Source organism: Streptomyces sp. NPDC047869 (genome assembly GCF_040704065.1).
In the GTDB taxonomy this organism is placed as follows: Bacteria; Actinomycetota; Actinomycetes; order Streptomycetales; family Streptomycetaceae; genus Streptomyces.
Map to the genome: position 1 here is coordinate 212,358 of NZ_JBEYRK010000011.1, position 24,382 is coordinate 236,739.

Genomic DNA, 24,382 nt, shown 5'->3' on the forward strand with positions numbered 1-24,382 from the left:
CTGGATCCGTCTTGTTCTCATCCGGAGGCGTCGATGGCCGTTCGCCGTGTCATGCCCATCATCCAGTCAGAGGCCGCGCAGGAAAGCCGGGAGTTCTATGGCCTGCTGGGCTTTGAGGAGGTCATGAATCTCGGCTGGATCATGACGCTTGCCTCGCCGTCCAATCCAGTAGCGCAGGTCAGCGTGATGACCAACGACAAGACTGCCCCGGTCACCCCCGATATGAGTGTCGAAGTCGACGACGTGGATGCCGCGTACGCGGCCATGCGGGACAGCGGCGCGGAGATCGTCCACCCCCTGCAGGACGAGGAGTGGGGAGTACGTCGGTTCTTCGTCCGCGACCCCAGCGGCCGCGTGGTCAACGTTCTCAGCCACCGCTGACGCTTCACGCGGCACGAGCGGTGCTGGCCGCAACCACTCGTAGATCGAAGACGAGATCGCGGGACGCGGTGGACGGGAAGACCGCTCCAGGTGAGGACGCCCCGTCCACATCCACGTCCAGATGGACCATGGCCGTCACCCCTTGGCGGCGGCCTCCCGGATCAGCGGCTCGAGTTCCTGCCGCACGTAGGCGTCGAACGGCTCCGTCAGCGCGCCATCGATCACCCGCCGCACCCGGTGCTTCGCCGCGAACTCCGTGAGTGTGGCGCGGGAGTCCGGCTTCACGCCCCCTCCGATGATCAGAACCCCGAACTCCTCTGTCTCCAGGAGTCTTTGCGCCTCCTCGTCGGTGCTCACTCCCTCCGCGTCAAAGCCGTCCGCACGCAGCGTGGCCAGTACCTCCGTCACCCTGGCGGGCGACCTTCCCAGCACCAGCGTCCTCATGGCCGTTCCTCTCCGGTACGTCGACATCGGCACCCCCGAACCTAGAAGCTCAACCAGACCTGAGGTCAACCCCAAACTGATCGTTTGTCTCAGCCTGCCTCACCTACCGGCTGATTCGGCACTCATGGGGATGACCACCCGCGTGCCGCCCCGGCTGACGAACACCCAACCGCCAGGTCATGATGAAAGGCCTCAGCTGCCGACCGAACAAGCGCCCGAAGGACCGCACCGACAGGCCCCCAAGTTGGGCAACAGTCGGCACCCGTCGGCGGCTGGAGCTGATGGTCCCCGTCGTGGCGGCGCTCCGGCCCCGCGGCAGACGAAAAACGCCTTGGCTCGGCCTCCGCCGACTGCGACGATACTGATTCCCAAGCGGAGGGCATTTGCTCGTCTTCGTGTGTGCGGGGTGCGGCGCCGAGCTGACCACCCCGCTGTCCCAGGTCACCCTGCCGGTTCACGCCCATCAGAAATACGGGAACGGGATCCAGCTCCCCGTGCTCATGGAGTCGGGCACGTTCGCCGTCGATCCTGAGCCCTCGGGGCCGCCGTGGCGGAGGTGGGAGGAACTCGATCCGGACGAGGTGGCCACTCGCGGCATCCACGCGCCGGTCTACGCCCTGTCCGACGGCGCCCCCGGCGCGATCGTCATCGCGCCCGGAGACACTCGCGGCACCGTGCCGATTCTGGAGAAGTGCGGCGGCTACTGCTGCGGCCTCGACGGAGCCGACGGCCCCAACCTGGCCTGCGAAGCGTGCGGCCTGCCCGTGGCTACCCGGATCGACGACTGCTCGCTCTGGCAGGCGGTGTGGCTCGCCCCGGACGCCGTGTGCCGCCGCCCCGTCGACGACACCGATGCCACACCGCTTTCCTGGACGAATCTGACGGCCGAAGGGAGGGGCATACCGCCGTTCGAGCCGATCACTGCGTGGGGAGGACCACGGCTGGGATTGCACCACTGGTGGTCTTGGAGCCCGCGGTGGGAGGCTGCGGCCGGCCGGGCGCTCGCCCATCTGCTGGCCGCTTCCGAGGGCCGACCGGTGATCGTCCCGGACGGCCTGACCGAGGAAGTGTTCCAACGCGCCCTCGACGCCCTGCTGCCCCCAGGTCCGGGGGCGCGACGCGCCGTCCTGGCCGGGCCGGGGCTTCCCGCCCCCGACGCAGGCGCCGACATCCACCTCGTACCGGTCCATCCGCAGACGGGGCAGACCTGGACCCTCCCCAACCCGGCCGCCGCGGCATACCCGGTGCCGCTACCGTTCGCGGTGTGGCTGTGGTTGGCCTTCGCCAAGACGTATCCGCCCGTCCCCGCGTCGGGCGTCATGCCCGACGGCGTCCTCCGAGACGATCCGCCCGCACCGCACCCCTACGGCCTGTTCCGAACCGACCCCGCAGTGTTCCGGCACACTCTGGTCCGGCTACCAGCCGTCCGCAGTCAGTGGCTGCGCGAGATCATCGAGAACCTGACACAGGACATGCGCGCCCGCCTCTTCTAGTCAGCCCGCAGAAGACGCTGCCGCCCAAGCACCTGACTTCTCAGTTCGGAGACGGCGCAGACCTTGACGACCTCAACACGGCCTGCTTCCACACCGTCTACGACTCAGCCAACGGGCGAAGCCATCAGCGATTTCGTCGGGCGAGTGAACCCACCCGCCCTCATCCGCGGTGCCGTGCCAGACGACTCCGGGACGATCCGGATCCCGGCACAGGTCGAAGCCGTGCAGGTACTGCAGGGCCCCGAAAACCAGCGGCGGGACGCGAAGGTCCGTTTCGTCCTCGACCCACGCGGCTGCCCAAGCATGGATCGCTTCACGGGTCACATCACCGGCGATGAGCGCCTGCCATTGGGCAGCTACTTCGTCGAGGCTGGGTGCTGGAGTCGGAGTTGCGTGATCACTCATGTATTCACGATCGCAGCCGTCTGAGCCAGGGGACAGACCAAGCTGCTCCTTGATCGGCCGCACGGCTCTCAGACACTGCGCTGTTCATTCGGCGGAAGTACTAAAACAGCTTCCAGTGGCCCTCGGAGACCACTTCGACGGCGTCATCGGCCACCTTGATGGCGGTCTGCTCGTCAATCGCATAGGCCGGGCCCGTCATCCTGGCCGCCCACCGTTCCGCCGCGGCCATGGTGTTCTCCGGACATGACGGATGATCCAGGTGCGGGAAAATCGAGAAATCAACCACGCCCAGCGTGCTGTCGTCGCCGGTGGGCGGCTTCCAGCCCACGAATTCCTCACCGATACGGGGGGTCATCACCATGCTCCCGGCACTGAGCCCCACATAGACCGTGTCGGACAGCGACGGCAGGAGTGCAGCCAGCCCGGACTCTCGCATCCAGTGGCCCAGGTAGAGCGCGTCACCACCATTGACCAGGAGGACGTCGGCCTCCCGGACCCAGGAGACCCAGCGCGCTTCCTCGATGCTGGGCAGTGCGGTGAGCTCCAACACGCCCACCGACTTCCACCCCAGTCCGGTCATCGGGCTGGGGGATTGGCCGCTGATGAACCGCCATGGACCGCCCGGATCGGCGTCGGGGGCTCCGTACCCGGCGGTGGGGATACAGAGAGCGCTGGACTCGGCGATCGACTTACCCAGGAGGTCGAGCAGCGCATTTCGGATGCTCGCGTTCTTGACACCGGAGTCGGTGAGGAGAAGCTTCATCATGTCCTTCCAGAGGAGTGTTGTCGACACGGTCAGAAGCGGCAGTTGGCCCTGGCTGAACGGACCGCCCTTGGTGTGACCGTACGCCTAGTAGGTGCCAGGACCGCTCCTCGGAGGATGGAAGGAATCAGCGCGTCAGCTCGGTGGCCAGAAGGTCCATCAAGAGGCCGTCGTGCCAGGTGTCGTCCGGACCGCGCTCGTACTGCCGCATGATGCCGACCGGCCGGAAGCCGACCTTCTCGTAGCAGCGGATCGCCGCGGTATTGTCGGCCGCCGGGTCGATGACCAGCCGGTGGTAGCCGTACGCATCGATGAGGTGGCGGGCCAGTGTGCGTACTGCGTCGGTGCCCAGTCCATTGCCATGCACGGTGGGCTCGAGGAAAACATCGATACCGGCGCGCCGGTAGTCCGGATCTTCCTCGGAATACCACTGGATCATGCCGATGATCCCCTGCTGGTATTCAACGGTCAGGCAGTGGCAGTCGGGGTCGTCAAGGTTGGCTGCGATGTCGGCTTCGAGATCGTCTCCGCCCTTCCACCGGGCACGCACCTCAGGAGTAGCCCGGATGGCCGCCAGGGCAGTGACGTCTTCGGTGACGGTGGGGCGGAGTACGACGAGAGCACCATGCAACACGGTCATGGCCTGGGACACTACGCGACGGGAGGTCCGCCTCGCGCGACGGTTTTCGGGTGACCCCGTGACGCCGCTACCGGGTCTATTCGCAGTGCACCGGGCTTCAGCCCGGTGGTGAAGCGAATCTTTAGCCTGCTCTGACCTCAGCTATGGGCACGGATCCGCACTGGTCACCTCATCCAGCGTCAGAGCGGCCGGTTCTGCTGCTCGATGTACTGCTTCACGATGCTGAGCGGCCGCACCGCCGACCGACCCGGCGAAGTACGAGCCGGACCACAGGCGTTGCGCCCGCCAGCAGTGACGGACGAGATCCGGGAAGCGTATCGTGGCCCGCGTGCAGCTTCGGTACAGCTTCCGGCTGTACCCGAACACCGCTCAGCGCACGGCGTTGGCGAAAGCCGCGCGCCAGGTGGTGAGCGGCCGGTGGCGCCGCGGACGTAGGGCTTGCCGATCTGGCTCTGGGCGGCCGATAACGCGGCGCCGGCCCGGCCGGATGCGGGGGCGTGGTGGCCGATGTCCACGCGCTCGGCGGAGGAGCGGCTGGCGCGCTGCTGCTCGGCGTCGAGGGCCGCCTTCTCCTTGGCGGTCAAGGTGTTGAGTAGCTTCTGCGCCTCCCCGAGCTTGCCCTGGACCTCCTTCTTCTTGTTGCCCAGCTCGGCGCGGGTGGCGGCCAGGTCCTTGAGCTTCTCGGTGGCCTCCGCGCGCTCTTGGGCGAGTTGACGCTGTTTGTCCTGGATCTTCTTCAGCGCCTCGACCTGCTGGCCGCTCAACTGGTCAAGCGTCCACGCCTTGTCGAGGTAGTCGTCCGGGTCCGAGGAGAGGAAGAGCTGCACTGAGGGATCGATGCCTCCGGAGTGGTACTGCGCGGAGGCCAGTGAACCCAGCCCCTCACGGAGCGCGTTCAGTTCCTGCCGGCCGCGGGCGACGCTGTCCTGGATGCTGGAGATCTCCTTCTGCAGCTTCTGCTGCTTCTCGTTGGCCTCGTTGTACTTCTCGGTGGCCTGCTCCGCCTGCTCGTAGAGCTTGTCGACCTTCACCTTCACCGGGTCCTTGCCGAGCCGCTGACCAGGCGTGGCGTCGGCGGCGTTCGCGCTCAGCGCGACGGCGGCGGCTGCGGTGGTCAGCACGCTCACGCGCGTGCGGCTCGGCTGCTTGGGGCGACGATGGGACGTCACGGAATCGGACTCCTGTTCCTTCGGACACCGGCCGATGCGCCGGTGGCCTGAGCGGGCGGGGGCCCGCAAGGGGGTCGACGTCCCCCCCCCCGTCACCGGAGAGTGGATCACGGGTGCGCGGAGGTGGACCAGGCAGAACTACCGGCAGAAATAGCCCACTTGGCTACCGCATCCGACTTTGCTGTGGCAGGTGCGGTCACAGCGTCGGAGCGCGGACGAAAACTCGACTGTCGGCTAGACGCTGTCCGGCCAGGTGAACCCAAGCTCCTCTGCGCGCTCACGACTGCCACCGCACACCCGCGCATAGGACTTCGGATCCTCTTCCGCCAGTCGCCGCAGGGCGGCGGCGGCTTGCGACTCGGGCGTAGTGCCGTCGTCTGTGATGACCCAGCGGAACTGAAGGGGACTGTCGGCTCGCTCCGGTCTGCCAGAGGCAAGCCCCGGCACGTACCAGAAGGTCACCACAGCGGTGTCGGGGTCGTCGAAACCACTGCTGATCCAACCTCGGCTTGCATCCCATCGGCTCAACAAGCCCGGGTCCTCCACCAGCCCTGCCTTGATCAGCCTGGCGATGCTACGGGCCCGCCAGGACCAGGAGCAGTCAGTCTCCGCCCTGGCTACCTCCGCACCGTAGGCGGCTGCATCGAACCGGTACGCGGGAAGTTCGGGTGTCGGCTCGCGCGAGCCTGGCATGGTCTGCCGCCAGTGCTCCCACACCACATGATGCGCGTCCTGCCGAATCCTGACGTAGAGCGCGCCGCAGCAGCCTTCCGTGCAGTTGGCTTCCGCCAGTTGCACTTCGCGCGGCTCATCTCCCGCCCGCAGTCGGCCGTCATCCAGTAGGTACTCGGGGCTGTGGGCAGGGCCGCGGCCGAACACCGCAGGGACCACCGGACGGCCATCGATGAGCACACGTGTCTCGACAGGCTCTCGGTCCGCGGGGTCACCGGCGACCACCTCGATGCGGAACGGGCCGGATGCGGCTCGGCTCTTGAACGGCTGCCGTCCGGTGCGACGGATCCAGTCGACTCGCCGCCGCTGCTCCGCATTACTTGCGGTAGCGCCTGCCAACGCCCATCGAGGCTCGGCCAACAGCCGTCCGAGCGAGTCCAACAGTGACGCGCGCAGTCCAGGCGGCCAGTCCAGCAGCACGCCAGTACCGCTGCTCATGTCGAGGGCGAGCGACAGCAGCATGGCGGTGTTGTCGAGGGTGGGAGGCAGAAGGCCGGCTCGGCTGACGACGCTGTTGTACACGCGGAGCCCGTCGTGGTAGCCGAGGAGGTCGGCAGCGTCGTCACGGGAACGCCCCATGCGGACTAGCAGCCTGCCCGCGCGGGCAACCAGGTGGGTGTCGGAGGGATGGTCGTCGAGCAGATCAGACAGCAGACAAGCCTCCGAGATCCGGCGGGCGACCGCGCTGCTGACGAAGCGCGGCGAGGCAGGAAGCGCGACCAGTTCTGTGCGCATGGCCTGCCGGTCACCTGTCCATAGCGCGTGAACGAGTGGCTGCAGTTCGTCGCGGCGGGCGTAGACCGCGAGCCACACGACACCCGCGGATCGGCGATCGAGGATGTCGAGCGCCTTGACCGCTATGCCGGTGAGATCCCGGAACAGACCGAGGACGGAGAGGTGCGGAACGTCCTCAGGGCCGCCGAGACGGCCCAGCAGGGCGATACCTGCGGTGACGGTGGGCGCGGTCGTACCGGTCCGGATGAGGCGCCGTCCCAGGGTGCGGGCCGCATCCAGCCGTTCGGCGGGCAGTGGCAGCCCGGCGACGATGGAGTTGATCAGGTGCCTGTGACGATCCTGAATGCCGAGTCGTTCGAAGCGGCGATGCAGGATGGCAGGGTCGTCCGGGAGGGGGCTGAGTGCTTCCCGGATGGCACTCTTCGCCTCTTCCCGAGAGGACGAACCCGCGCTCGTCGCGGTCTTCTGGGGCAAGGAGTAGCCGCGCCAGGACGGGACTCCGCCTGGTGAATCCCGCAGCAGATGCAGGACGTGGTCGTACAGAGCAGTCGGGGGAGTGAGCGCGTGGCGCTCTTCCTGGGCGCTCACCGGGTGAGGTGAGACTCGATTCCGTAGATCATGTGCGCAGCTTGCCAGCCGATCACCCAGCCTGTCGAAGGGATTGGTGAAGATCCCCCTGCGCTCGAAGGCTTCCGCGGAGTTGGCATCAGGTACGGACGGGACCGCCACCTCCTACGAGGCAGCGGTCAGCCTCGCTGTATTCCTGCCCAAGGCGAAATCCGTCTGAGAACGGGCCCTAGCTTCTGCCGGCCGGCGGGTCCGCGTAGACGCCCTTCAGCATGCCGGTTGCCTGCCCCACTTCGATGAGGTAGCCGTCCGGGTCGCGCAGGTAGCACCGCAGTTCGGCCTTGCGATCGATGGGCGGCGTGAGGAATTCGGCCCCCTTCGCGCTCCACTCCCGGTGACATGCCTCGATGTCGGCCACGCGGAGGTTGAGGAAGCTGCTGACTGTGCTCGGGTCGGCGGGTGGGCGCAGGGTGATGTCTGGCTTGTCCGGAGTGGGGCCGCCGCCCGGGTTCATGATGATCCATCCGTTGGCGAGCTTGATGGTGCAGGGGTTCTCCTCGAGCACCACCTCACCACCGAGAACGTCGGTGTAGAAGGCGCGAGACCGGTCTACGTCGGCCACCGTGAGAAAGTGGGTGAGGAGAAGCCCGGAATCCGGGGCAGGAAAACCGTCACGGTGCATGCAAGGCCTCCAGATGAATCGAATGTTTCCTTCCATAGTGGACCGGCGGCTGTCCATGGATACGGAGGAACACGGCCGGGGGAGTTCGGGAACGCCGTCGTGGTGCAGGCGCTGTTCCCGGGGTGTCCTGTGAGTAGCGTGGGGCGCCGGTGGTGGTCAGCCCTTGGGTGCTTGTGCGCAGCACCAGGAGGTCATGGTTGTACGGCGATCTCCCTTCGAGCGGACCGTCCAGCTTCTGGACCTCTTTCTGCACCGCGAAAGGCGCGCCCCTGCCGCTCTGGAGATCACCGCGGCTCAGGCCAGTTCGGCTCCGGAGCCCGGCTGTGCCCGGACTGTTCAGATGGCTGCGGACAATCAGCGCACCGCCGGCACGATCAAGGTCAGCACCACGGCCGCCGCGTACGCCACACCACCGCCGCCGCGTACGCCACAAGAAGTGCCGGCGGCAGCCATGGTTGAGGCATACCCGCGGTTCGGGCACGGCGGGCCCTCTTCGCGCACTCGCCCACCCCGGTCAGACCGCCGATGAGGCAGAGCACGTACGCCCAGCGATGCCAGCCCGTGCTGTCATGCACCAGGGCGAAAGCGCCGCCGCCTGTCATCACCGTTGCCCACAGGTACGCCATGAACGGCACCACTTCGGGCTTGTCCTTCTCCGCTGAGCCACCGGGCATTGTTCCCCCTCATCTCGTGGTCACGGACGCAGCCGGGCGGACCGGGGTTGCCTGGCGCCCTGGTGTTGGCCAGGACCGAGCGGTCGCCGCCCGGATCGCTGATCTGGCGCTGCGCGGGCAGGGGGCACCCGAGCGATCACTTCAACCGCCTGAACCACCGCTAAGACCGCGCACGATCGCGTGCACCTCTGTCCTCGAGAAGTTGCCGCCGACGCGGAACGGGTCGGTCGAGCGGTGTTCGAAGGGCCGCAGCCAGGCTGAAAGCTTCACGACAAGAGCAGGTGATCACTCCGCTGTCGGCAGGGTCGGATGGTCGGTGGGATAGATGCCGATCGCGAACCCGTACATGGTTTCGCCGGACCTCGGCATCCGGTCGAACTCATCGACCAACGCGGCCATTCGGTCCCAGAACTGGGAGGCCTGATCCTCCGAGATGCGCGCATGCCGGATGAAGCCCCAGAGCTTTCCCTGCTGGAACGCCTTCGAGGACTCGCGCCCAGCCACCTCGAAGTCGTTGAAGTCACCCGGCATCTCTTCGCCGGCGGGTGAGGGCTCGGCTGCCACGTGGAACATGCGGGCGGTGCGCCCGTAGAAGCGCTCCTCGATCGCCCGAACCCTGCGCGTGCGCACCACCTTGAGAAGGCCGTTACCGGTGAGCACGTCCACGTGGTGCGCAACCGTGCTCTTGGGGCGCTCGAGGGCGGACGCGAGCTCGGTGACGGTCGCGGCCCGCTCGTGGAGCAGTTGCAGGATCGTGGTGCGGAGCGGGTGGCCGATGGCCTTCACCTGTGCCGGCCTGGTCAGTGCCATCCGATCGGCCAGCTCGTAGTCCGGGGGGTTGTCCGCCACGACGCAACAGTCTAGCATCGCCGAACGTTCCAAAATAGTCGAACATTGAGCCGGGGAAACCGCTGACATGGCCGAAGTGCTGCTGTACCACCACATCCAGGGCCTGACCGACGGCGTGCGGGCCTTCGCCGACGACCTGCGACAGGCCGGACACACCGTGCACACGCCCGACCTCTTCGACGGCCGCACGTTCGCCAGCATCGAGGAGGGGTTCGGATACGCGCGTGACAAGGGGCTTGACGCGATCCGGAAGCATGGTGCCGCAGCGGCCGACGACCTCGGCCCCCGGCTCGTCTACGCCGGATTTTCCTTCGGTGTGACGATCGCCCAGCGGCTCGCGCAGACCCGGCCCGGGGCCCGCGGGGCTCTGCTCATCGACTCCTGCCTCCCGGTCGCGGAGTTCGGGGAGGCATGGCCGGTGGGGGTGCCGGTGCAGATCCACGGCAAGGAAGGCGACGAGTTCTTCGACGAGGACCTGCCGGCCGCACGCGAGCTCGCCGGCGCCACGGAGGCCGCCGAGCTGTTCGTCTACCCCGGCGACCAGCACCTCTTCGCCGACTCCTCGCTTGACGCGTACGACCCGGAGGCGTCCCGACTGCTCATGGAGCGGGTGCGGGCGTTCCTCACCTCCGTCTGACCGACGCGGGCGAACTACGGCGCGCTTCAGCGTTGGGCTGCGGCCGGGACCTTCCGGACACATGGACGGTCATCGCCCAAGGCGGCGGCCCGCGGGCAGGCCGACCTCGACCTGGTCAAGGTGGATCCACGGTGCCGCGCGCCCACCACACGCGGCGCAGCGGCCCGCCTGGCCTGTCCGCGAAGCCGGCGGTTGGTGTGGACCTGGGCTTCAGCCGCGAGCCCAAAGGCACGTTTAACTCCATGACCAGTGGGGGCAAGAGCTACTACTACCTCACCGATGCGATCGGCTCGGTGATGGCTCTGGTGGACGTGGACGGCAACATGGTCGACTCGTACACCTACAGCCCCCGCGTCGTGCGCATTCCAGCCCGGTCCTCCGAACCGGTCGCCCAGCCTTACCGGTTCGCCGGCGGCTACCAGGACGCCACTGGCCTTTTGAGGGGTGCGCCCAGAACGTGGCGGTGGAGGCAGTCGGTGATTACGTCGACCGGAACGCGGCTGAGCGTTGGACTGGCTGGGCAACGCGAAGGATCTGAAGGGTCTCACCAAGCCTGGCTTGAAGGCTTCGTGACAGCCGATGTCCGGGACGGCTCGCCGGGCCGTCCCGGACGTGACCGTAGGAGACTGGTTGACTTCCTCCCTCGCCTAAAGGCGGGGGATTCCAGCGGTCGCCCGCTGGGTTTCCTGCTTCACCGACGACCGCCCCGTCCGGGAGGACTCCCGTTGAGGTCTTACACCGTCTCCACAGGCAGACGCCGCCAGCCAGGCGGCCAGGATGTTGCGTGCCGCGTTCACGTCGCGGTCATGCACGGCGCCGCAGGCGCACGTCCACTCGCGGACGTTCAGCGGCAGCATCCCGCGAACCGTGCCGCAGGCCCCGCACAGCTTCGAGCTGGGGAAGAAGCGGTCGATCACGACGAGTTCACGCCCGTACCAGGCGCACTTGTACTCCAGCATGGAGCGAAGTTCCGTCCACGACGCATCCGAGATGGCGCGCGCGAGCTTGCCGTTCTTCAGCAGGTTACGGACGGTGAGGTCCTCGATCACGACCGTTTGGTTCTCACGGACGAGCCGAGTGGACAGCTTGTGCAGGAAGTCGCGGCGCCGGTCGGCGATCCGCGCGTGGATGCGAGCGACCTTAACCCGGGCCTTCTCGCGGTTGGCCGAGCCCTTCGCCTTCCGCGACAGCTCGCGCTGTGCGCGGGCGAGGCGGGCGCGGTCGCGGCGTTCGTGCTTCGGGTTGGTGATCTTCTCGCTGGTGGACAGCGTCACCAGGGAGGTGATCCCGGCGTCGATGCCGACGGCCTGCGTGGTGGCGGGGGCCGGGGTGATGGTGTCCTCGCACAGCAGGGACACGAACCAACGCCCGGCCGCGTCGCGGGACACTGTCACGGTCGTCGGCTCCACGCCTTCGGGCAGGGGACGCGACCAGCGGATGTCCAGTGGCTGGGCCATCTTCGCCAGCGTCAGCTTCCCGTCACGCCACTTGAACGCGCTGCGGGTGTACTCGGCCGACGCGCGGGACTTCTTCCGGCTCTTGTAGCGCGGGTACTTCGCTTGCTTGGCGAAGAAGTTCCCGAACGCGGTCTGAAGGTGGCGCAGCGCCTGCTGAAGAGGGACGGAGGACACCTCCGCCAGGAAGGCCAGTTCCTCGGTCTTCTTCCACTCCGTGAGCGCAGCGGAGGACTGCACGTAGGAGAGGCGGCGCTGCTCGCCGTACCAGGCGCGAGTGCGCTCCTCCAACGCCTTGTTGTACACGAGGCGGACACAGCCGAACGTGCGGGACAGCTCAGCCGCCTGCTCGTTCGTGGGGTAAAAGCGGTACTTGAACGCCCGCTTGACCTGCTGCGTCATAGCTCACATTCTATCAGTTCCCGTGTCAGTGGCGGGTGTTGGCCGGTGGCCATAGACGGCGAATCGCCCTGGCGGCGATTCGCCTTTCCCTGCCCCGCTACGCGGGAGCTTCGTTTCCTCCCCGGCCTGCAGGCCGGGGTATCCACGAAGGAGACCCGATGAACAGCATGAACTCAGTGCAGATGGCTCGTGGCACGCTAGCGGCGGCGCTTCCGATATGGCTCCTTGTGGTGATCGTCGTGCTGCTTCTAGGGGTGGTCGTCGTCCGCTTGCGTAGAAAATGAAGGAAACAGTCGCTCGTGGCTCCAGCAGCGCACCGCGCCGACTTGCCGTTGTTGCTGAAGCAGTCGCCCGCTGTCGTCCCGGCCGCCGCAGGAACCGCCGCAGCAGTTGGAGCTGCATCTGCACGGCCTTGATGCATTGCGCGAGGGCACGCCCGGCGAACGCCACAGGGGAACCGAGTAGTTGACACAACCTCGGAACAGGTGTTGCCCTCACCGTTGAAACTATCTGGCTCACCGACCCCGAGGCCCACGAGGCACGTAGGGGCTGCACCCCTACGCTGGGACAACGCCCCCTCCCTAAGAGGGGGCGCCTCGCTGTTCCTACGGGCAGTCCTCCCCGAACTTGACCGCGTCCAGGCTGACCGGCTGCCCGTTCAGCTTCACCCCCGCGGCCGGCTTCTGCGTGCACACCTGCCAGTTCGACTCCATCAGCACCCACCGGCTTGCGCCCGTAGCGTCAGTCACGGTGATCGACGTGCTGCTGTCGAGGGCCTGCCGGGCAGCCTTCACGCTCTTGCCGTGGAAGTTCGGCATCGTCCCGCCGACTGTCGAGGGCGCGGCCTCATCGTGGGCCGGGCAGGTCTCAGCGAGCTTGACCGCGCCGAAGTCGAGCTTCGTCGTCGTGGCCGCGACCTTCCCCGCCTTGACGCTCTGCGAACAGACCTTCCAGTCCCGGTCGAAGACCTGCATACGAGCCCGGCCCAGTGAGTCGTGGCTCTTGAGGATGTAGAACCCCTGCTCCTGGGCGGTGTCCTGTGCGGACTGAAGGCCCATGCCGACAAAGTTCGGCACGGACTTGGATTCCCCGGCCGGCTTGTCATCCTTCGTCGGCTCGACACTCGTGCTCTCAGCCGGCGGGGCACTGCCGCTCGGCTTGGCTGTGTCCGTCGGCTGACAGGCGACGGCCCCGGCGCTCACTGCGCAGAGCAGGACAGCACTGATGATGTGGATACGCATGGATCCCCCCATGATGGTGCGACTACAGGCGGAACACGCTAAGCCACATGTGGTTGTCCCGTGAATCTTGTTGCCGTGCTGTGATCAGATCGCCACCCACCTGGCCACGGTGCGCGCCCAGATCCGCGGCGCCCAAGCCGACCGGACCGAGCGGTCTACAGCCGCCCGCCATCACATCGCCGACCGGTGAACGAGCAAGCTCGGAAGGAGAAGCGCGAGTGCTGCTCCTACTCGTCAACAGGGACAGCCCCTGCATCACAGCCGTAGGAGTGTCCGACTCTCGTGGCGGGTGGCTGGTTGTTTACCCGCCCCGACCGGGGCAACGATCCGACCGGTTCGGCAGTCGTAGGGAGTGACACACATCGGTCTCCTGCGCTCGCCACCAACTGCCTGCGTGTGCGGTGGTTGGCAGCAAGGCCTGTCATCCATGGGAGGACTTATGAGCCGTTTCGCCGCACCGCCGAGCGACAGACAAAGCGGCGGGCGTGACATCGTCCCGCTCATCGCCGCCGCACGTGCCACACGGCGCAAGCCCGTCGGTCACGTCACAAGCCGCGGTGTCGTGGTGGGGGCCGTCGCCGTTCTGCTGACGGGAGTGGGGGCCTCGGCCGATGCCACGCCCAGCGAGCCGGTAGTCAGCGGTGCCACCGTCAACTCCGGACACGACGTCATCGTAGGAATAACGCACAACGTGCAGTTCCCGGTCACGGTCACCGGATCGGATGACCCCGGTCTGTATTTCGCCGATGTGGATCTGAAGGGGCCGCACGGCGGTTTCTACACCACCGATGCGTTCTGCGAGACCGCGACGGCATGCACGACGGTGTTCACCGTCAACGCCCACCCGGCTCCGGGCAGCGACGATCCAGTGGACCTGGCCAACGCCAACGCGGGAACATGGTCAGTCGACGCCTTGGTCGACATCAATGACGGCGATTCCGTTTTTGCCCCCGGCGTGGGGTCGTTCGGCCTAAAGCGTGCCGCGCGGCTCACAGTCAACGCCTCGCCGGAACCGGTGGCCAAGGGCGCTCGTATCACCGTGACCGGCAAGCTCGTGAGGGCCAACTGGGACACCTACCGGTATGCGGGATACGCGGGCCAGGCCGTGAAACTGCAATTCCGCCCGAAGGGCAGCAGCACCTACACCACGGTGGTCACGGTGAACACCAGCGGCACCGGAACCCTTCGCACCACAGTCAAGGCAGCGAGGGACGGTTACTGGCGGTGGAACTTCACCGGCACCCACACCACCGGCCCGGCCAAGGCCACCGGCGACTACGTCGATGTGCGTCCCTAGAATGCTGAGCTCGGTGCAGCAATCCTCGTCGGTACCGCGGTGGTGACGCTGCTGAAGGTGTTGCTGGGCCTCTAGCGGCCGGGGAGTCGGAAAGAGTGGCATGGCGGCCACGGAGGCCGGCAAGCACCCTCGATGCGGCCGTCTCCTGACCGCGCTGAGTGAGAGGTGCCGCCTGATGTTTGACCACGAAAGCGTCCGCCGGCTGCGGGCCCATGCCCAAGCCCTGGCCGGCGGAGCACGGGAGGCCTCTGCTGAGGCTGTCGTCCGACGAGTCTTCGCCATCCAGTCTCAAGACGCCACGGCCGCCGACCTGGGCGTCCGGGTACGCGCGCGGGACATGACTGTCGCGGCCATCCGCACGGCGTACGAGGACGAACGGAGCATCGTGCGCGGCTGGTACATGCGCGGCACCCTGCACACCATCCCCAGCGATGACGCCCGCTGGGTGTTGCAGTTGCTGTCGCCGTTGATCCTTGCCGCAAGCAGCCGCCGCTACCAGCAGCTGGGCCTGGACGACGGTCTGCGCCGGCGTGCCGATCACCTCATCCGGCGCGTTCTCACCGCGCACGGCCCGCTCACTCGGGCCGGGCTGACCGAGCACCTCACCACCCTGGGTGTCCCGCCGGACGGGCAGGCGCCTTTCCACCTGATCCGCCACGCGGCACTCACCGGCATCCTCTGCCACGGCCCGCAGCGCGCCGGTGAGGCCACGTATGTGCTGCTCGACGACTGGCTGCCTCCCACCGGGCGCTTCCAGAGGGAGGCAGACGCCGCTCTCGCCGAGCTGGCCCGTCGCTACCTGGCCGCGCACGCCCCCGCCGCCGTGGAAGACTTCGCCGCATGGTCCGGGCTGTCGATCTCCTGGGCACGCAGGGCCTGGAAACTGCTGGCGGAATCCGGCGTGATCACCGATTACGGAGCGTTGACCGTGATCGCCGGCCGGTTGCAGGAACTCCCGGACCGGTCTGCCGCTCCAGACGTTCGCATGCTGCCCGCCTACGACAACTACCTGGTCGGCTACCGCACCCGCGAGGTGTCCGTCCCCGCTGCCCACCAGGCTCGCGTCTGGCCGGGAGGCGGCATCATCCGGCCGACCGTCATCGCCGACGGCCTGGCCATGGCCACCTGGAGCCGTGGCTCCGGCGCGCGCTCCATCAGCGTGGATGCGTTCGATCCTGTCCCCCCGCGGATCCGGCGGGAAGTCGACATGGAGAAGGACGCCGTCTTCCGCTTCCTGAAGCCCACCACATAGCCAACGGCTCCCGTGCTGACCCGAGTCCTACGTCTGTTGATCACGTGACTTACGGCGAGCGCCGTTACAGCACGGGAGAGGCGATGAAAGGAGGGCGGGTTCGCAGGCGTTCCTGGTCCACGAGCAGCGCCGCAGCCCAGGAGCGTTCAGGCAGGGGCCGGACGACGGGCAGTTGTCCAGCTGCTCGGCGTGACCGTCAACAACGGTTGGACAGGCGCCCAACCCGCCGGCGGTCTCGTCGGTCAGCCGGGCGGGCTGCGGCGGGTGCGCAGCGCCAGTACCAGGCAAACCGCGGTCGCGGCGATGGCGAGTGAGGCGGGCAGACGTGCCCATGAGCTACCGGCGACCGGCGACCGGCGCTTGGGCGGCGAGCAGTACCACCGTGGTCGCGGCTGCGGCCGCAAGTGCGGGTGTCGCCTGCGGCCGGCCGGGCGGGGCGGTGACACCAGCCGTCCACGCGTCGGTGACCAGCAGGTAGGCGAGCAGCAGGGCGGCGATGCAGACGACCAGCCAGACCGCGGGGCCGGTGGCCGCGGCGACCGCTATCGCAGCCGCCGGCAGCACGGTCGTCCTGTGGCGGGCCGCGAGGGTCCGCCAGCGCATGGAGGCCAGGACGGGGCGCGCGTCGACCATCGGAGCGGCCCACCACGCGGCCGTCGCCGCCCCCAGAACCAGTACCTTGACCGGCACTGACGCGTGCAGGGCGACCGGCGGGTCACAGGCGGCGACGGCCAGGGCCGTTCCGAGCAGACGGTCGGTGACGCGGGAGGTGAGGCGTGCGACGAGTAGGGCTGCTCGGCTGTCGCCCAGGCGCGAGCCTGGCCGGGCGGTCCGGGCGGGTGCGGTGGTCATCGGGTCCCCCCGTGGATGCGGGTGCGTAGCAGCGGCGCAAGGGCGAGGTCGATGGTCTCGCCGGGCCGGTGGGCAATGACCGCGACGCCGCGTTCCACCAAGGCGAAGCGCATGGCGTCGCGGTCAGCCCGCCACAGACGCAGCGCGAGTTCGTCTTCGGCGTCGCCAGGTTCCAGGACCGGCTCGCCACTGGGGACCTCGATCACGACCATCGGGTTGGCCCGGCCGCGCACCTGGTGCAGGATGTCGAAGATCCGCTGGTCCGTCAGTGGCGTGATGACGTACACCAGCGCTCCTTCGGGCAACGCGGGCGGTGGGAGCAGGCTGAGACCTTCCGTACGGTACGCGCGGTCCTTGCGGACCTCCAGCACACTCTCGACGATGCGGTAGAAGTACCCCTGGCCGTTGCCCGGTTGCAGCCAGCGGGTCGCGCCACCGACCGACACCACGCCGACCCGGTCGTGGGTGCGCAGGTAGGCGCGGACCAGTCCGGCAGCGGCCCGGAAGGTCTCGTCGAGCGAGGACGCGCCGGTGACCGGGTCGACCACGTCGGCGAGCACGTCCAGCAGCACCACGGTGTCGGCGGCGCGCTCCGCGGCGAACTGGTGGACCTGCAAGGTGCCGCGGCGGGTGGTGGCCGGCCAGTGGATCCGCCGCTGCCGTTCGCCACGCACATACGGGTGTACGCCGGTGACCTCGACGCCTTCGCCGCGCTGCCTGGCGGTGTGCTCGCCGAGGCGTTGCGGCAGCCGGACCGGGATGGGCGTGAGGCCGGCGTGCTCGGGCAGCGGGAAGACGGCGACTTCACCGAGTTCGGCCCGGACGGTGCGCCGGGCCAGCCCGCCGCGGTCGTAGACGTCCACGTCTACGGTGCCGAGCGTCCAGCGGCCCCAGCGCTGCGCGGTCAGGACGAGATCGACGCGGTGCGGGCCGACCGCGAGGTGGTCGAGCCGGACCCCGTGACCGAGGGTGACGCCGGGGTCCAGGCGGCCGGTATCGCCGTCGTAGGACACGGTGATTCGCACCGTCACCTGCTCGCCTTCGAAGCATCGCCGCGGCTCCACCTCGGCCTCGGCCGTCACCGCCTCCGGGTGCGGCCCGGTCGGCAGGGCGAGCGCGAGCAGCACCATTGGCGTGGCGGCGAGAGCAAGTACCCAGGGCCGCCCGGTGACCAGCGCGGCGGCCAGCGCGACGACGGCCAAGGTGCCCATCCGGAGAACGCGTTCACTGGCGCGCCGGCCAGGTGGGGGCGGCGGGGGTTGGGCGGTCGCGTCGTGGTCCCCGTCCAGGGCTCGTTGAACGGCGGCGGCCCCTCTGCGGGCCGGCACGGGTTCCGTCATGATGCGATCGGCGTGCGCGGCAAGGTCTGCGGGGCATGCACGGACTGCACGATCTCGCGCATCACGTCGTCGCTGTCGATCTGCCGGACCCACAGCTCTGGTTTGAGGGTGACGCGGTGTGCGAGGGCCGGCACCGCGACGGACTTGACGTCCTCTGGGGTCACGTAGTCCCGCAGGTCCAGGACGGCGCGGGCGCGGGCGAGCTGCACTACGGCCAGGCCGCCGCGCGGAGAGGCGCCGACCTGGATATGCGGGTGGGTTCGGGTGGCTCGGACCAGCGCGACGACGTACTCCAGCAGGTCGTCGTCCACCTCGACGCTTTCGACGGCGGCCCGCATGTCCAGCACCTCGCCCGGACCGCTGAGCGTGCGCAGCACGGCTTCGGCGGCCGCCCGATCGAGACGCGCGCGCAGCATGCCGGTCTCCTCGGATGCCGCCAGATAGCCCATACGAACCCGCAGCAGGAACCGGTCGAGTTGGGCTTCGGGCAGGGTGTACGTGCCTTCGTACTCGATGGGGTTGGCGGTGGCGATGACCACGAAGGGCTTCGGCAGCGGCCGGGTATTTCCGTCGATGGACACCTGGGACTCGGCCATCGCCTCCAGCAGTGCGGCCTGGGTCTTGGGCGGGGTGCGGTTGATCTCGTCAGCGAGTAGCAGGTGGGTGAAGACGGGGCCCGGCCGGAAGACCATGTCGGCGGTCCGTTGGTCGTAGAACGGAGCTCCGGTGACGTCGGAGGGCAGCAGGTCGGGGGTGAACTGGATACGGCGGAAGTCCAGGCCGAGCGTGGTGGCGAAGGAGCGTGCCAGCAGCGTCTTCCCGAGTCCGGGCAGATCCTCGATGAGGACGTGGCCGCCGGCGAGGATGCCGAGCATCACCAGCGCCAGCGGTTCCGCCTTGCCGACCACCGCCGTGCCGATCTCGTCGAGCACGGCCGCAGCCCTTTCACCCGCCTGTCGGGGAGTCAAGGTGGTCTGGTCCGGTATGGGTTGCGCCCTGGTCACGGTCGGTTCCTCACGGGGCGGGGTCGGGATGCGCGCGCTGCGGGGGGTCGGTCACAGCGCCATCGGTCACAGGGCTTCCAGGCGGTCGAGCAGGGAGCGCAGGACGGGTTCGGGGAGAGTGGGTTGCGGAGTGGTCGCCTCGGGATCGATCCACGGCCACAGCTCAGCTCCGACCAGCGCCCGGGCCCGCTGCGGGTTCCGGTACATCGCCACGCCGTGCCGTTCGGCCAGCCGAGCGGCGAACAGCCGTTGCAACTGCGGCCGCATGACGGTGGCGAGGTGCGCTTCCCCGCCGTCCGCGAGGGCCTTGGCCACGATGCGCCGCCACCCGCCGAGTGCCGGGGCCCGGCTGTCCAGCAAACGCACCGGCCTGCGATAGCCGCTGTCCTGGGCGGCGCCACCCGCGGCATAGCGCACCAGGGCCAGCGCGACTGCGGTGATGAGGGCGAGGCCGCCGGCGGCCGCGGCGGCACCGTCGGCCAGGGCGAGCAGTACTTCGACCGCGACCGCGGCCGTGCCCAGTACGGCCAGCGAGTGGCGCAGCGAACCGGGCTTTGACGCCACGGAGTCGGCATTGGCCCGGATCCGGGCAGGCGTTCTCACGAGGTACCCGTGACGGCTTCGGGTCCAGACGTCCGCGAGCGCAGGCAGTCGGCGATTTCGGCGAGCGCGGCCGCGGCCCGGTCGCGGTGGCTGTCGTCCATCGGGTGCGTGGAGTAACGGGCCTCGCGGAACAGCGCGGTGAGCGCGTCGGCGGCCACACCCATGGGCAGGCCGCCGGTGACGGCCCGCTCCAGAAGGTCCTGCGGGCTGTCCGAGGCGCGCCGGGTTACGCCGGAGTTGGCGAGCGACTCCTCCATGGCGGCGTAGCAGGCGATGACGGCTGGGCGGGCGTCGGTTCCGTCCAGCAGGGCACGGCGCCCGGAGTCAACGGCCTGGACCAGGCGCTCTTGCTCATCGTCGAGCATCGCGTACGTCGCCGGGGTCTCGGGTGCCGGCGACCGGGTCAGATGCCGCCACAGGCGCAGCGCGGCGATCACGACGACCACGACAAGCAGGGCGATGCCCAGACCGAGCAGGATGCGCGTCAGCCCGAAGTGCATGTCGTGGCCGGCGTGCCCGGCATGCTGTGCGGGCGGCACGGTAGGTATCGGGTCTTGCCGCGGGCTGGGAGGCGGCAACGGCTCGTGGCCGCTTTTGTGGCCGGTCCCGTGGCTGCTGCCGGACGGCCCGAACTGGTGCAGGGCCATGACGAGCAGCGGTGCCACCAGCGACGCGGCCAGCAGGACGCGACTCACGCTGTCGACCACCCGCTGTTCCACCGGGTTGAGCTCCCTGGCGGCGGCGACCTGCTCCCGCTACTTCTCGCGCAACGCCAAGCCACCAAAGAGTGACATCAGGGCGAGGCCGAACACGAGGACGGCATTGCCGCCGAGCGGACCGCGGCCCTGGGTCAACAAGCCTGTATCGGGGCGCAGCAGCAGTGCACCCAGGGCTGCTCCGCCCACCACCAGCACTGCCAACGCGGCCTGTGCGATGCCGATCGTGCCGTGCCTCGGCCGCCCGCCCGCCGTACGCTCCCGCCCCACCGCCACACCTCTCCCGTGTGATCGGCAGCTTCGCACACCGGTCGTCGGCGTGCCAGCAGGAGACCCCGGCGGGGTGGCCGGGCGGGACCTCCAGCGCACCATCCGATACGTCACGTTGTGCCAGCGTGCAGCCCCCCCCCACGCGACTCGCGGCTGTCGGTTGCACTATGTGGCGAAGCGGGCTTCGTTGGGTACTGCTTCCCAACTTGCCCGTCCCACTTCGAGTGTCCGAGCTGAGGTGCAGTGGAGTTTGGAGCCACCCAAGCCGCGCGGCATGCTGATCCGACACGCTGCGCCCGCGCAGGGCATCGCAACACAGCAGGGAGAATAACGTTGATCGCCTGCTGAACGAGCCGCTCGGCAGCAGGAAGGCCACGCTGGTGGACGAGTTGAGTCCGCGCTGACCCGAGGCGCTCGTCCATGACCCGGAGATGGTCAGCTATGTCCTGGGGGAGATCGTGGAGGTGCCTACCGATCGGCCTGGATGATCAATTCCAAGGGGTGCCTGCGCAGGGTGTGGGGGCGGGCGGTCAGGCGTCGGGGTCGACTTCGGGGTGCGTGAACCGCACGGGCTTGCCCAGCGACCGGGCGTAGGCGATTTCGGCTCGGGTGCTGTCTCCGATGTAGTCGCCGACTACGAGCACCTCATCAGCGAGCCGGATCTTCGCTCGGTGCAGATCGTCGAGTCGGACCTTCAGCGCCTCGGCCTCGACGGGATCGGACCAAAGTTCGTGCGGCGACTTCATGTCGCAACCCGGCTTGACGACGATCTTTCCGGCTTTGGTCTCCCACAGATCGGCCTCGGTCATCTCTGTCATGAAACGGGTGGAGCCGCAGATCACGACGATACGCGGGAGGCTCAACAGCTTCTTCGCGTCGGCGAGCGTCTCCTCGGGGGTGAGCGGTTGCGGGTATGACACTGGTTCCTCCTGGTGGTGTGGTCCAAGGGGTGCCTGCGGAGACGAGAACGAGGGTGTCCAAGATCGTCTTATGGCGAACGACGTGGACACCCTCGCGACGGCACTCTATGCGACGGCTGGACCCTGTGTGACGAGGAGGGCCACACGTACACCTTTCGCCACCTCCCCCTGGACGGCCGCCCCGCCGCCCTCGTCGACACTGGCATCGGCCGCGACACCAGCACCAACCTGTACCAGGACCGCCACGCGTACATGTGGGACAACGACTACGGCACCGCGACCCTGCGCAATGACCACCGCTGCTCCACCGATGACGCCTCCCAGGTGTATTGATCACGAGCGTTGTTGACAGCGCTGGGGTCTTGATCACGACGAAGACCCCCGGTGTGGTGGAGGTGTCTGAGCTGCACCGCACGGAGGTCTTCGTGTCCCACCGTTCCGTCAGCCGGCGCAAGGGAGTGCTCGCCTTCTGCAGCTCTCCGGGGAGTGAGGACTGCGGCCAGCTTGGTAGGAACGCACAATCTCGCCCAGCTGAGGGATAGCCACGAGTGGCTCACCGCGTCGTGGGGGTCGTGAAGAAGGGGAGGGTCGATGGAGGCCTCGAGCCACGATGAATTCCGGGAGTTCGTAGCGATGCGCTCCACCGCGCTGCTGCGGCTCGCGGTTCTGCTCACCGGCGGGGACCGGCACGCCGCGGAGGATCTGCTGCAGATCGCGCTGATGAAGGCCTACGGGCGCTGGACGCGCATCGAACAGCCCGAGGCGTATGTCCGCCAGATCCTGTACCGCCAGCAGGTCAACCGCTGGCGGCTGCGCAGACACCACGCCGAGACCACGGTGGGGGTGCTGCCCGAGTCCGGCGGACAGGCGGGCGCCGGTGCGGAGCCGGAGCTGCGGATCGTGTTGTGGGCGGCGCTCGGCCGTCTGTCCAAGCGCCAGCGCGCCGTGGTCGTACTGCGCTACTTCGAGGATCTGCCCGAGGGCGAGGTCGCGGCGCTCCTTGGCATCCCGGTGGGCACGGTGCGCAGCACGGCGCACCGCTCGCTCGCCAAGCTCCGTGCGCTCGTACCGGAGCTTGAGCCCGACGGGCCCGCGGAACAGCTGCGACCGCTCAGTTACACGGCGAAGGAGATCCAGGGATGACGACACAGCGGGTGGAGGAGAAGGTCCGCGAGACGCTGCACGCGGTCGCCCTGGACGGGGTGCTGGCGCCGGGGGACCTGGCGCAGCAGGTGCTACGGCGGCGCAGCCGGCGTCGTTTCGCACAGGCCGCCGGGGCTGCGGTGGCCGTCGCCGCGATCGCCGCGGGGGCGATGCTCGGCCCGTGGGGGAGCGGTGCGGGCGAACAGGGCCGCCCGGTGCGGCCGGCGGCGTCGCCGCCGGGCTGGCACCCGTGGCAGAGCGGCGTAGCAGGAGTCAGCGAGCGGGGCTGCCTGGCGGACGGTTCCGCGCTGTACTGCAGCGGGTCCAAGTACGACGTGGTGAAAGTGGACGCCAACACCGGCGAGCGGCTGTGGACCGTCAAGGTCAACGGCGGAGGCGACGGGATGGACCACCCCTTCGCCGTGCGCGACGGCGTGGTCTACGCCTACCGCAACCACACGGCCAAGCACCAGCCCAACGGGGACTACGCCGGCGGCACCGATGTGATGGCAGTCGATGCCGCCACCGGCCGGCGGCTGTGGTCGGTCGAGATGCCGCAGGACGACCGCACCGGTCAGGCCGCCATGCTCATCGACGGCGCGGTCTGGGCGAACACCCCGTCCCTGCGCACCATGTCGGCCCTCGACCCGCAGACCGGTGAAACGAAGTGGCGCCACACCTGGGCCAAGGGTGAGGTGTGCCAGCGGGCCGTGCTGAGCGGTGTGCCCTACCTCCTGTGCACCCAGGACACCGAGGAAGTACACGACACCGACCTCCTCCGTCTCGACCCCGCCACCGGCAAGGCCCACAAGGTCACCACCCTGCCCGGCCGGCAGCAGCTGCTCGGGACCTCGAACGACCGGATGGTCCTGGCCGCGACCGCCGGCACGGCAGCCGACGACTTCCAGCTGACCAGCGTCAGCGGCTCCGGAACACGCACGTCACTGCCCGACCAGGCCAAGGGGCACATCGCCAGCTGGGCCGTCGCCGGTGATCGCCTGATCTCCGTGTCCTGGAAGGGCCAGGCCTCCGCCCACTCGCTGACCAGCGGAAAGACCGTGTGGACCGGACCGGTGGGCGTCACGATGCCCGGCAAGGACACCATGGCGTCTCTCGCGTCCCCCGTGGTGTCGACGAGGCAGGCCACCGTGTACTTCTTCAGCCCGGCCGGAGACCTTTCCGGCCTCGACCTGCGCACGGGCAAGCAGGTCTGGCACGCTCACATCGACACCGGCAAACCGCAACCCGGCGGCCTCTCGGATACGCCCCAACTCCTGCTGTACCAGGACGTGCTGATCGCCAGGAACGGGAGCAAGATCTTCTCCCTGCTCCCACCGACCGGCCACTGACGCGACAACGACAGGCCGGGGCGGTACGTGCGTCCTGGCCTGTCGTCCCGATCCAGGAGCCCAGAGGGACCTCTCGTGGTCACCACCACCCCCTCACGATGGCCCGATGCGGCTTGCGGGTGGGTTCTCGCCCGCCAGGCCGCGCCCTAGACTGCGACCGCTCCGAAATCTGACGATCTTTTGGAGGGTGTGGATGAACCGAGCTCTCTTGACTTCCTCCCCCGCCTAAAGGCGGGGGATTCCAGCGGTCGCCCGCTGGGTTTCCTGCTTCGCCGACGGCCGCCCCGTCCGGGAGGACTCCCGTTGAGGTCTTACACCGTCTCCACAGGCAGACGCCGCCAGCCCGGCGGCCAGGATGTTGCGTGCCG

The 24,382-nt window shown here is 68.5% G+C and carries 24 protein-coding genes and 3 pseudogenes; 10 read left to right on the top strand and 17 right to left on the bottom strand.

Annotated elements, in window-relative coordinates; genetic code table 11:
- Positions 1-33: 33 nt before the first annotated feature.
- The gene (locus AB0924_RS17280; protein ID WP_366911826.1) at positions 34-381 is read left to right on the top strand and encodes a VOC family protein; all 348 of its coding nucleotides are present in this window, start codon (positions 34-36) and stop codon (positions 379-381) included.
- A gap of 135 nt (positions 382-516) precedes the next feature.
- Here AB0924_RS17280 and AB0924_RS17285 read toward each other — a convergent pair whose 3' ends face one another.
- Positions 517-825 carry a hypothetical protein gene (locus tag AB0924_RS17285; RefSeq protein ID WP_366911827.1) on the bottom strand — a complete coding sequence of 103 codons (309 nt, stop codon included), beginning with the start codon at positions 823-825 and terminating at the stop codon, positions 517-519.
- A 383-nt stretch (positions 826-1,208) separates the two neighbouring features.
- Between AB0924_RS17285 and AB0924_RS17290 the strand changes: the two genes are divergently transcribed.
- Positions 1,209-2,318, top strand: coding sequence for a hypothetical protein (locus AB0924_RS17290; protein ID WP_366911828.1), 1,110 nt, complete (start codon positions 1,209-1,211; stop codon positions 2,316-2,318).
- Between the two features lie 174 nt (positions 2,319-2,492).
- Positions 2,493-2,747, top strand: coding sequence for a hypothetical protein (locus tag AB0924_RS17295; RefSeq protein WP_358940698.1), 255 nt, complete (start codon positions 2,493-2,495; stop codon positions 2,745-2,747).
- A gap of 76 nt (positions 2,748-2,823) precedes the next feature.
- Here the strand turns inward: AB0924_RS17295 and AB0924_RS17300 are convergent, their stop codons facing one another.
- From AB0924_RS17300 to AB0924_RS17325, 6 genes and pseudogenes are all read right to left on the bottom strand, one after another.
- Complete coding sequence (locus AB0924_RS17300) at positions 2,824-3,516, bottom strand: Type 1 glutamine amidotransferase-like domain-containing protein (RefSeq protein WP_366911829.1); 693 nt, start codon at positions 3,514-3,516, stop codon at positions 2,824-2,826.
- Between the two features lie 97 nt (positions 3,517-3,613).
- Positions 3,614-4,126 (bottom strand): GNAT family protein, encoded by a 513-nt coding sequence (locus tag AB0924_RS17305; RefSeq protein WP_366911830.1) that lies wholly within the window; start codon positions 4,124-4,126, stop codon positions 3,614-3,616.
- A 413-nt stretch (positions 4,127-4,539) separates the two neighbouring features.
- Positions 4,540-5,295 (bottom strand): annotated as a pseudogene (locus tag AB0924_RS17310) (hypothetical protein); the annotation flags it as partial.
- A 234-nt stretch (positions 5,296-5,529) separates the two neighbouring features.
- Positions 5,530-7,350, bottom strand: a complete 1,821-nt coding sequence (locus AB0924_RS17315; protein ID WP_366911831.1) for a hypothetical protein — start codon at positions 7,348-7,350, stop codon at positions 5,530-5,532.
- A 208-nt stretch (positions 7,351-7,558) separates the two neighbouring features.
- Positions 7,559-8,011 (bottom strand): VOC family protein, encoded by a 453-nt coding sequence (locus AB0924_RS17320; RefSeq protein ID WP_366911832.1) that lies wholly within the window; start codon positions 8,009-8,011, stop codon positions 7,559-7,561.
- Positions 8,012-8,970: 959 nt separating this feature from the next.
- Positions 8,971-9,534 carry a winged helix-turn-helix domain-containing protein gene (locus AB0924_RS17325; RefSeq protein ID WP_358940724.1) on the bottom strand — a complete coding sequence of 188 codons (564 nt, stop codon included), beginning with the start codon at positions 9,532-9,534 and terminating at the stop codon, positions 8,971-8,973.
- 67 nt (positions 9,535-9,601) lie between these two features.
- On the opposite strand from AB0924_RS17325, the gene AB0924_RS17330 reads away from it, so the two are divergent.
- Positions 9,602-10,171: a dienelactone hydrolase family protein gene (locus AB0924_RS17330; RefSeq protein ID WP_358940723.1), complete on the top strand. Its 570-nt coding sequence runs from the start codon at positions 9,602-9,604 to the stop codon at positions 10,169-10,171.
- A 647-nt stretch (positions 10,172-10,818) separates the two neighbouring features.
- Here the strand turns inward: AB0924_RS17330 and AB0924_RS17335 are convergent.
- The gene (locus tag AB0924_RS17335; RefSeq protein WP_366911833.1) at positions 10,819-12,027 is read right to left on the bottom strand and encodes an RNA-guided endonuclease TnpB family protein; all 1,209 of its coding nucleotides are present in this window, start codon (positions 12,025-12,027) and stop codon (positions 10,819-10,821) included.
- Positions 12,028-12,185: 158 nt separating this feature from the next.
- On the opposite strand from AB0924_RS17335, the gene AB0924_RS17340 reads away from it, so the two are divergent.
- The gene (locus AB0924_RS17340; protein ID WP_366911834.1) at positions 12,186-12,311 is read left to right on the top strand and encodes a hypothetical protein; all 126 of its coding nucleotides are present in this window, start codon (positions 12,186-12,188) and stop codon (positions 12,309-12,311) included.
- A gap of 321 nt (positions 12,312-12,632) precedes the next feature.
- Here AB0924_RS17340 and AB0924_RS17345 read toward each other — a convergent pair whose 3' ends face one another.
- Positions 12,633-13,280: a hypothetical protein gene (locus AB0924_RS17345; protein ID WP_366911835.1), complete on the bottom strand. Its 648-nt coding sequence runs from the start codon at positions 13,278-13,280 to the stop codon at positions 12,633-12,635.
- Between the two features lie 427 nt (positions 13,281-13,707).
- On the opposite strand from AB0924_RS17345, the gene AB0924_RS17350 reads away from it, so the two are divergent.
- Positions 13,708-14,565, top strand: coding sequence for a calcium-binding protein (locus AB0924_RS17350; protein WP_358940168.1), 858 nt, complete (start codon positions 13,708-13,710; stop codon positions 14,563-14,565).
- Positions 14,566-14,740: 175 nt separating this feature from the next.
- Positions 14,741-15,817: a winged helix DNA-binding domain-containing protein gene (locus AB0924_RS17355; RefSeq protein ID WP_366911836.1), complete on the top strand. Its 1,077-nt coding sequence runs from the start codon at positions 14,741-14,743 to the stop codon at positions 15,815-15,817.
- Positions 15,818-16,153: 336 nt separating this feature from the next.
- Here AB0924_RS17355 and AB0924_RS17360 read toward each other — a convergent pair whose 3' ends face one another.
- From AB0924_RS17360 to AB0924_RS17385, 6 genes are all read right to left on the bottom strand, one after another.
- The gene (locus AB0924_RS17360) at positions 16,154-16,669 is read right to left on the bottom strand and encodes a hypothetical protein (protein WP_366911837.1); all 516 of its coding nucleotides are present in this window, start codon (positions 16,667-16,669) and stop codon (positions 16,154-16,156) included.
- Positions 16,666-18,009, bottom strand: a complete 1,344-nt coding sequence (locus tag AB0924_RS17365) for a DUF58 domain-containing protein (protein ID WP_366911838.1) — start codon at positions 18,007-18,009, stop codon at positions 16,666-16,668. Before AB0924_RS17365 ends, AB0924_RS17360 begins: the two co-directional genes overlap by 4 nt.
- A complete protein-coding gene (locus AB0924_RS17370; RefSeq protein WP_366911839.1) occupies positions 18,006-18,941 on the bottom strand; it encodes a MoxR family ATPase in 936 nt (311 codons plus the stop codon). Before AB0924_RS17370 ends, AB0924_RS17365 begins: the two co-directional genes overlap by 4 nt.
- Positions 18,942-19,079: 138 nt before the next feature.
- A complete protein-coding gene (locus AB0924_RS17375; protein ID WP_366911840.1) occupies positions 19,080-19,577 on the bottom strand; it encodes a hypothetical protein in 498 nt (165 codons plus the stop codon).
- A gap of 35 nt (positions 19,578-19,612) precedes the next feature.
- On the bottom strand, positions 19,613-20,335 hold the full coding sequence (locus AB0924_RS17380) for a DUF4129 domain-containing protein (protein WP_366911841.1): 723 nt from the start codon (positions 20,333-20,335) through the stop codon (positions 19,613-19,615).
- A gap of 36 nt (positions 20,336-20,371) precedes the next feature.
- On the bottom strand, positions 20,372-20,602 hold the full coding sequence (locus AB0924_RS17385; RefSeq protein WP_358940175.1) for a hypothetical protein: 231 nt from the start codon (positions 20,600-20,602) through the stop codon (positions 20,372-20,374).
- 341 nt (positions 20,603-20,943) lie between these two features.
- Between AB0924_RS17385 and AB0924_RS17390 the strand changes: the two are divergent.
- Positions 20,944-21,075: pseudogene (locus tag AB0924_RS17390) on the top strand (TmrB-like protein); the annotation flags it as partial.
- A gap of 57 nt (positions 21,076-21,132) precedes the next feature.
- Here the strand turns inward: AB0924_RS17390 and AB0924_RS17395 are convergent.
- Complete coding sequence (locus AB0924_RS17395; RefSeq protein ID WP_366911842.1) at positions 21,133-21,522, bottom strand: hypothetical protein; 390 nt, start codon at positions 21,520-21,522, stop codon at positions 21,133-21,135.
- Positions 21,523-22,113: 591 nt separating this feature from the next.
- Here AB0924_RS17395 and AB0924_RS17400 point away from each other — a divergent pair.
- Positions 22,114-22,665 (top strand): SigE family RNA polymerase sigma factor, encoded by a 552-nt coding sequence (locus tag AB0924_RS17400; RefSeq protein WP_358940177.1) that lies wholly within the window; start codon positions 22,114-22,116, stop codon positions 22,663-22,665.
- Positions 22,662-24,014: a PQQ-binding-like beta-propeller repeat protein gene (locus tag AB0924_RS17405; protein WP_366911843.1), complete on the top strand. Its 1,353-nt coding sequence runs from the start codon at positions 22,662-22,664 to the stop codon at positions 24,012-24,014. Before AB0924_RS17400 ends, AB0924_RS17405 begins: the two co-directional genes overlap by 4 nt.
- Before the next feature lie 225 nt (positions 24,015-24,239).
- Here the strand turns inward: AB0924_RS17405 and AB0924_RS17410 are convergent.
- Positions 24,240-24,382: pseudogene (locus tag AB0924_RS17410) on the bottom strand (RNA-guided endonuclease TnpB family protein); the annotation flags it as partial.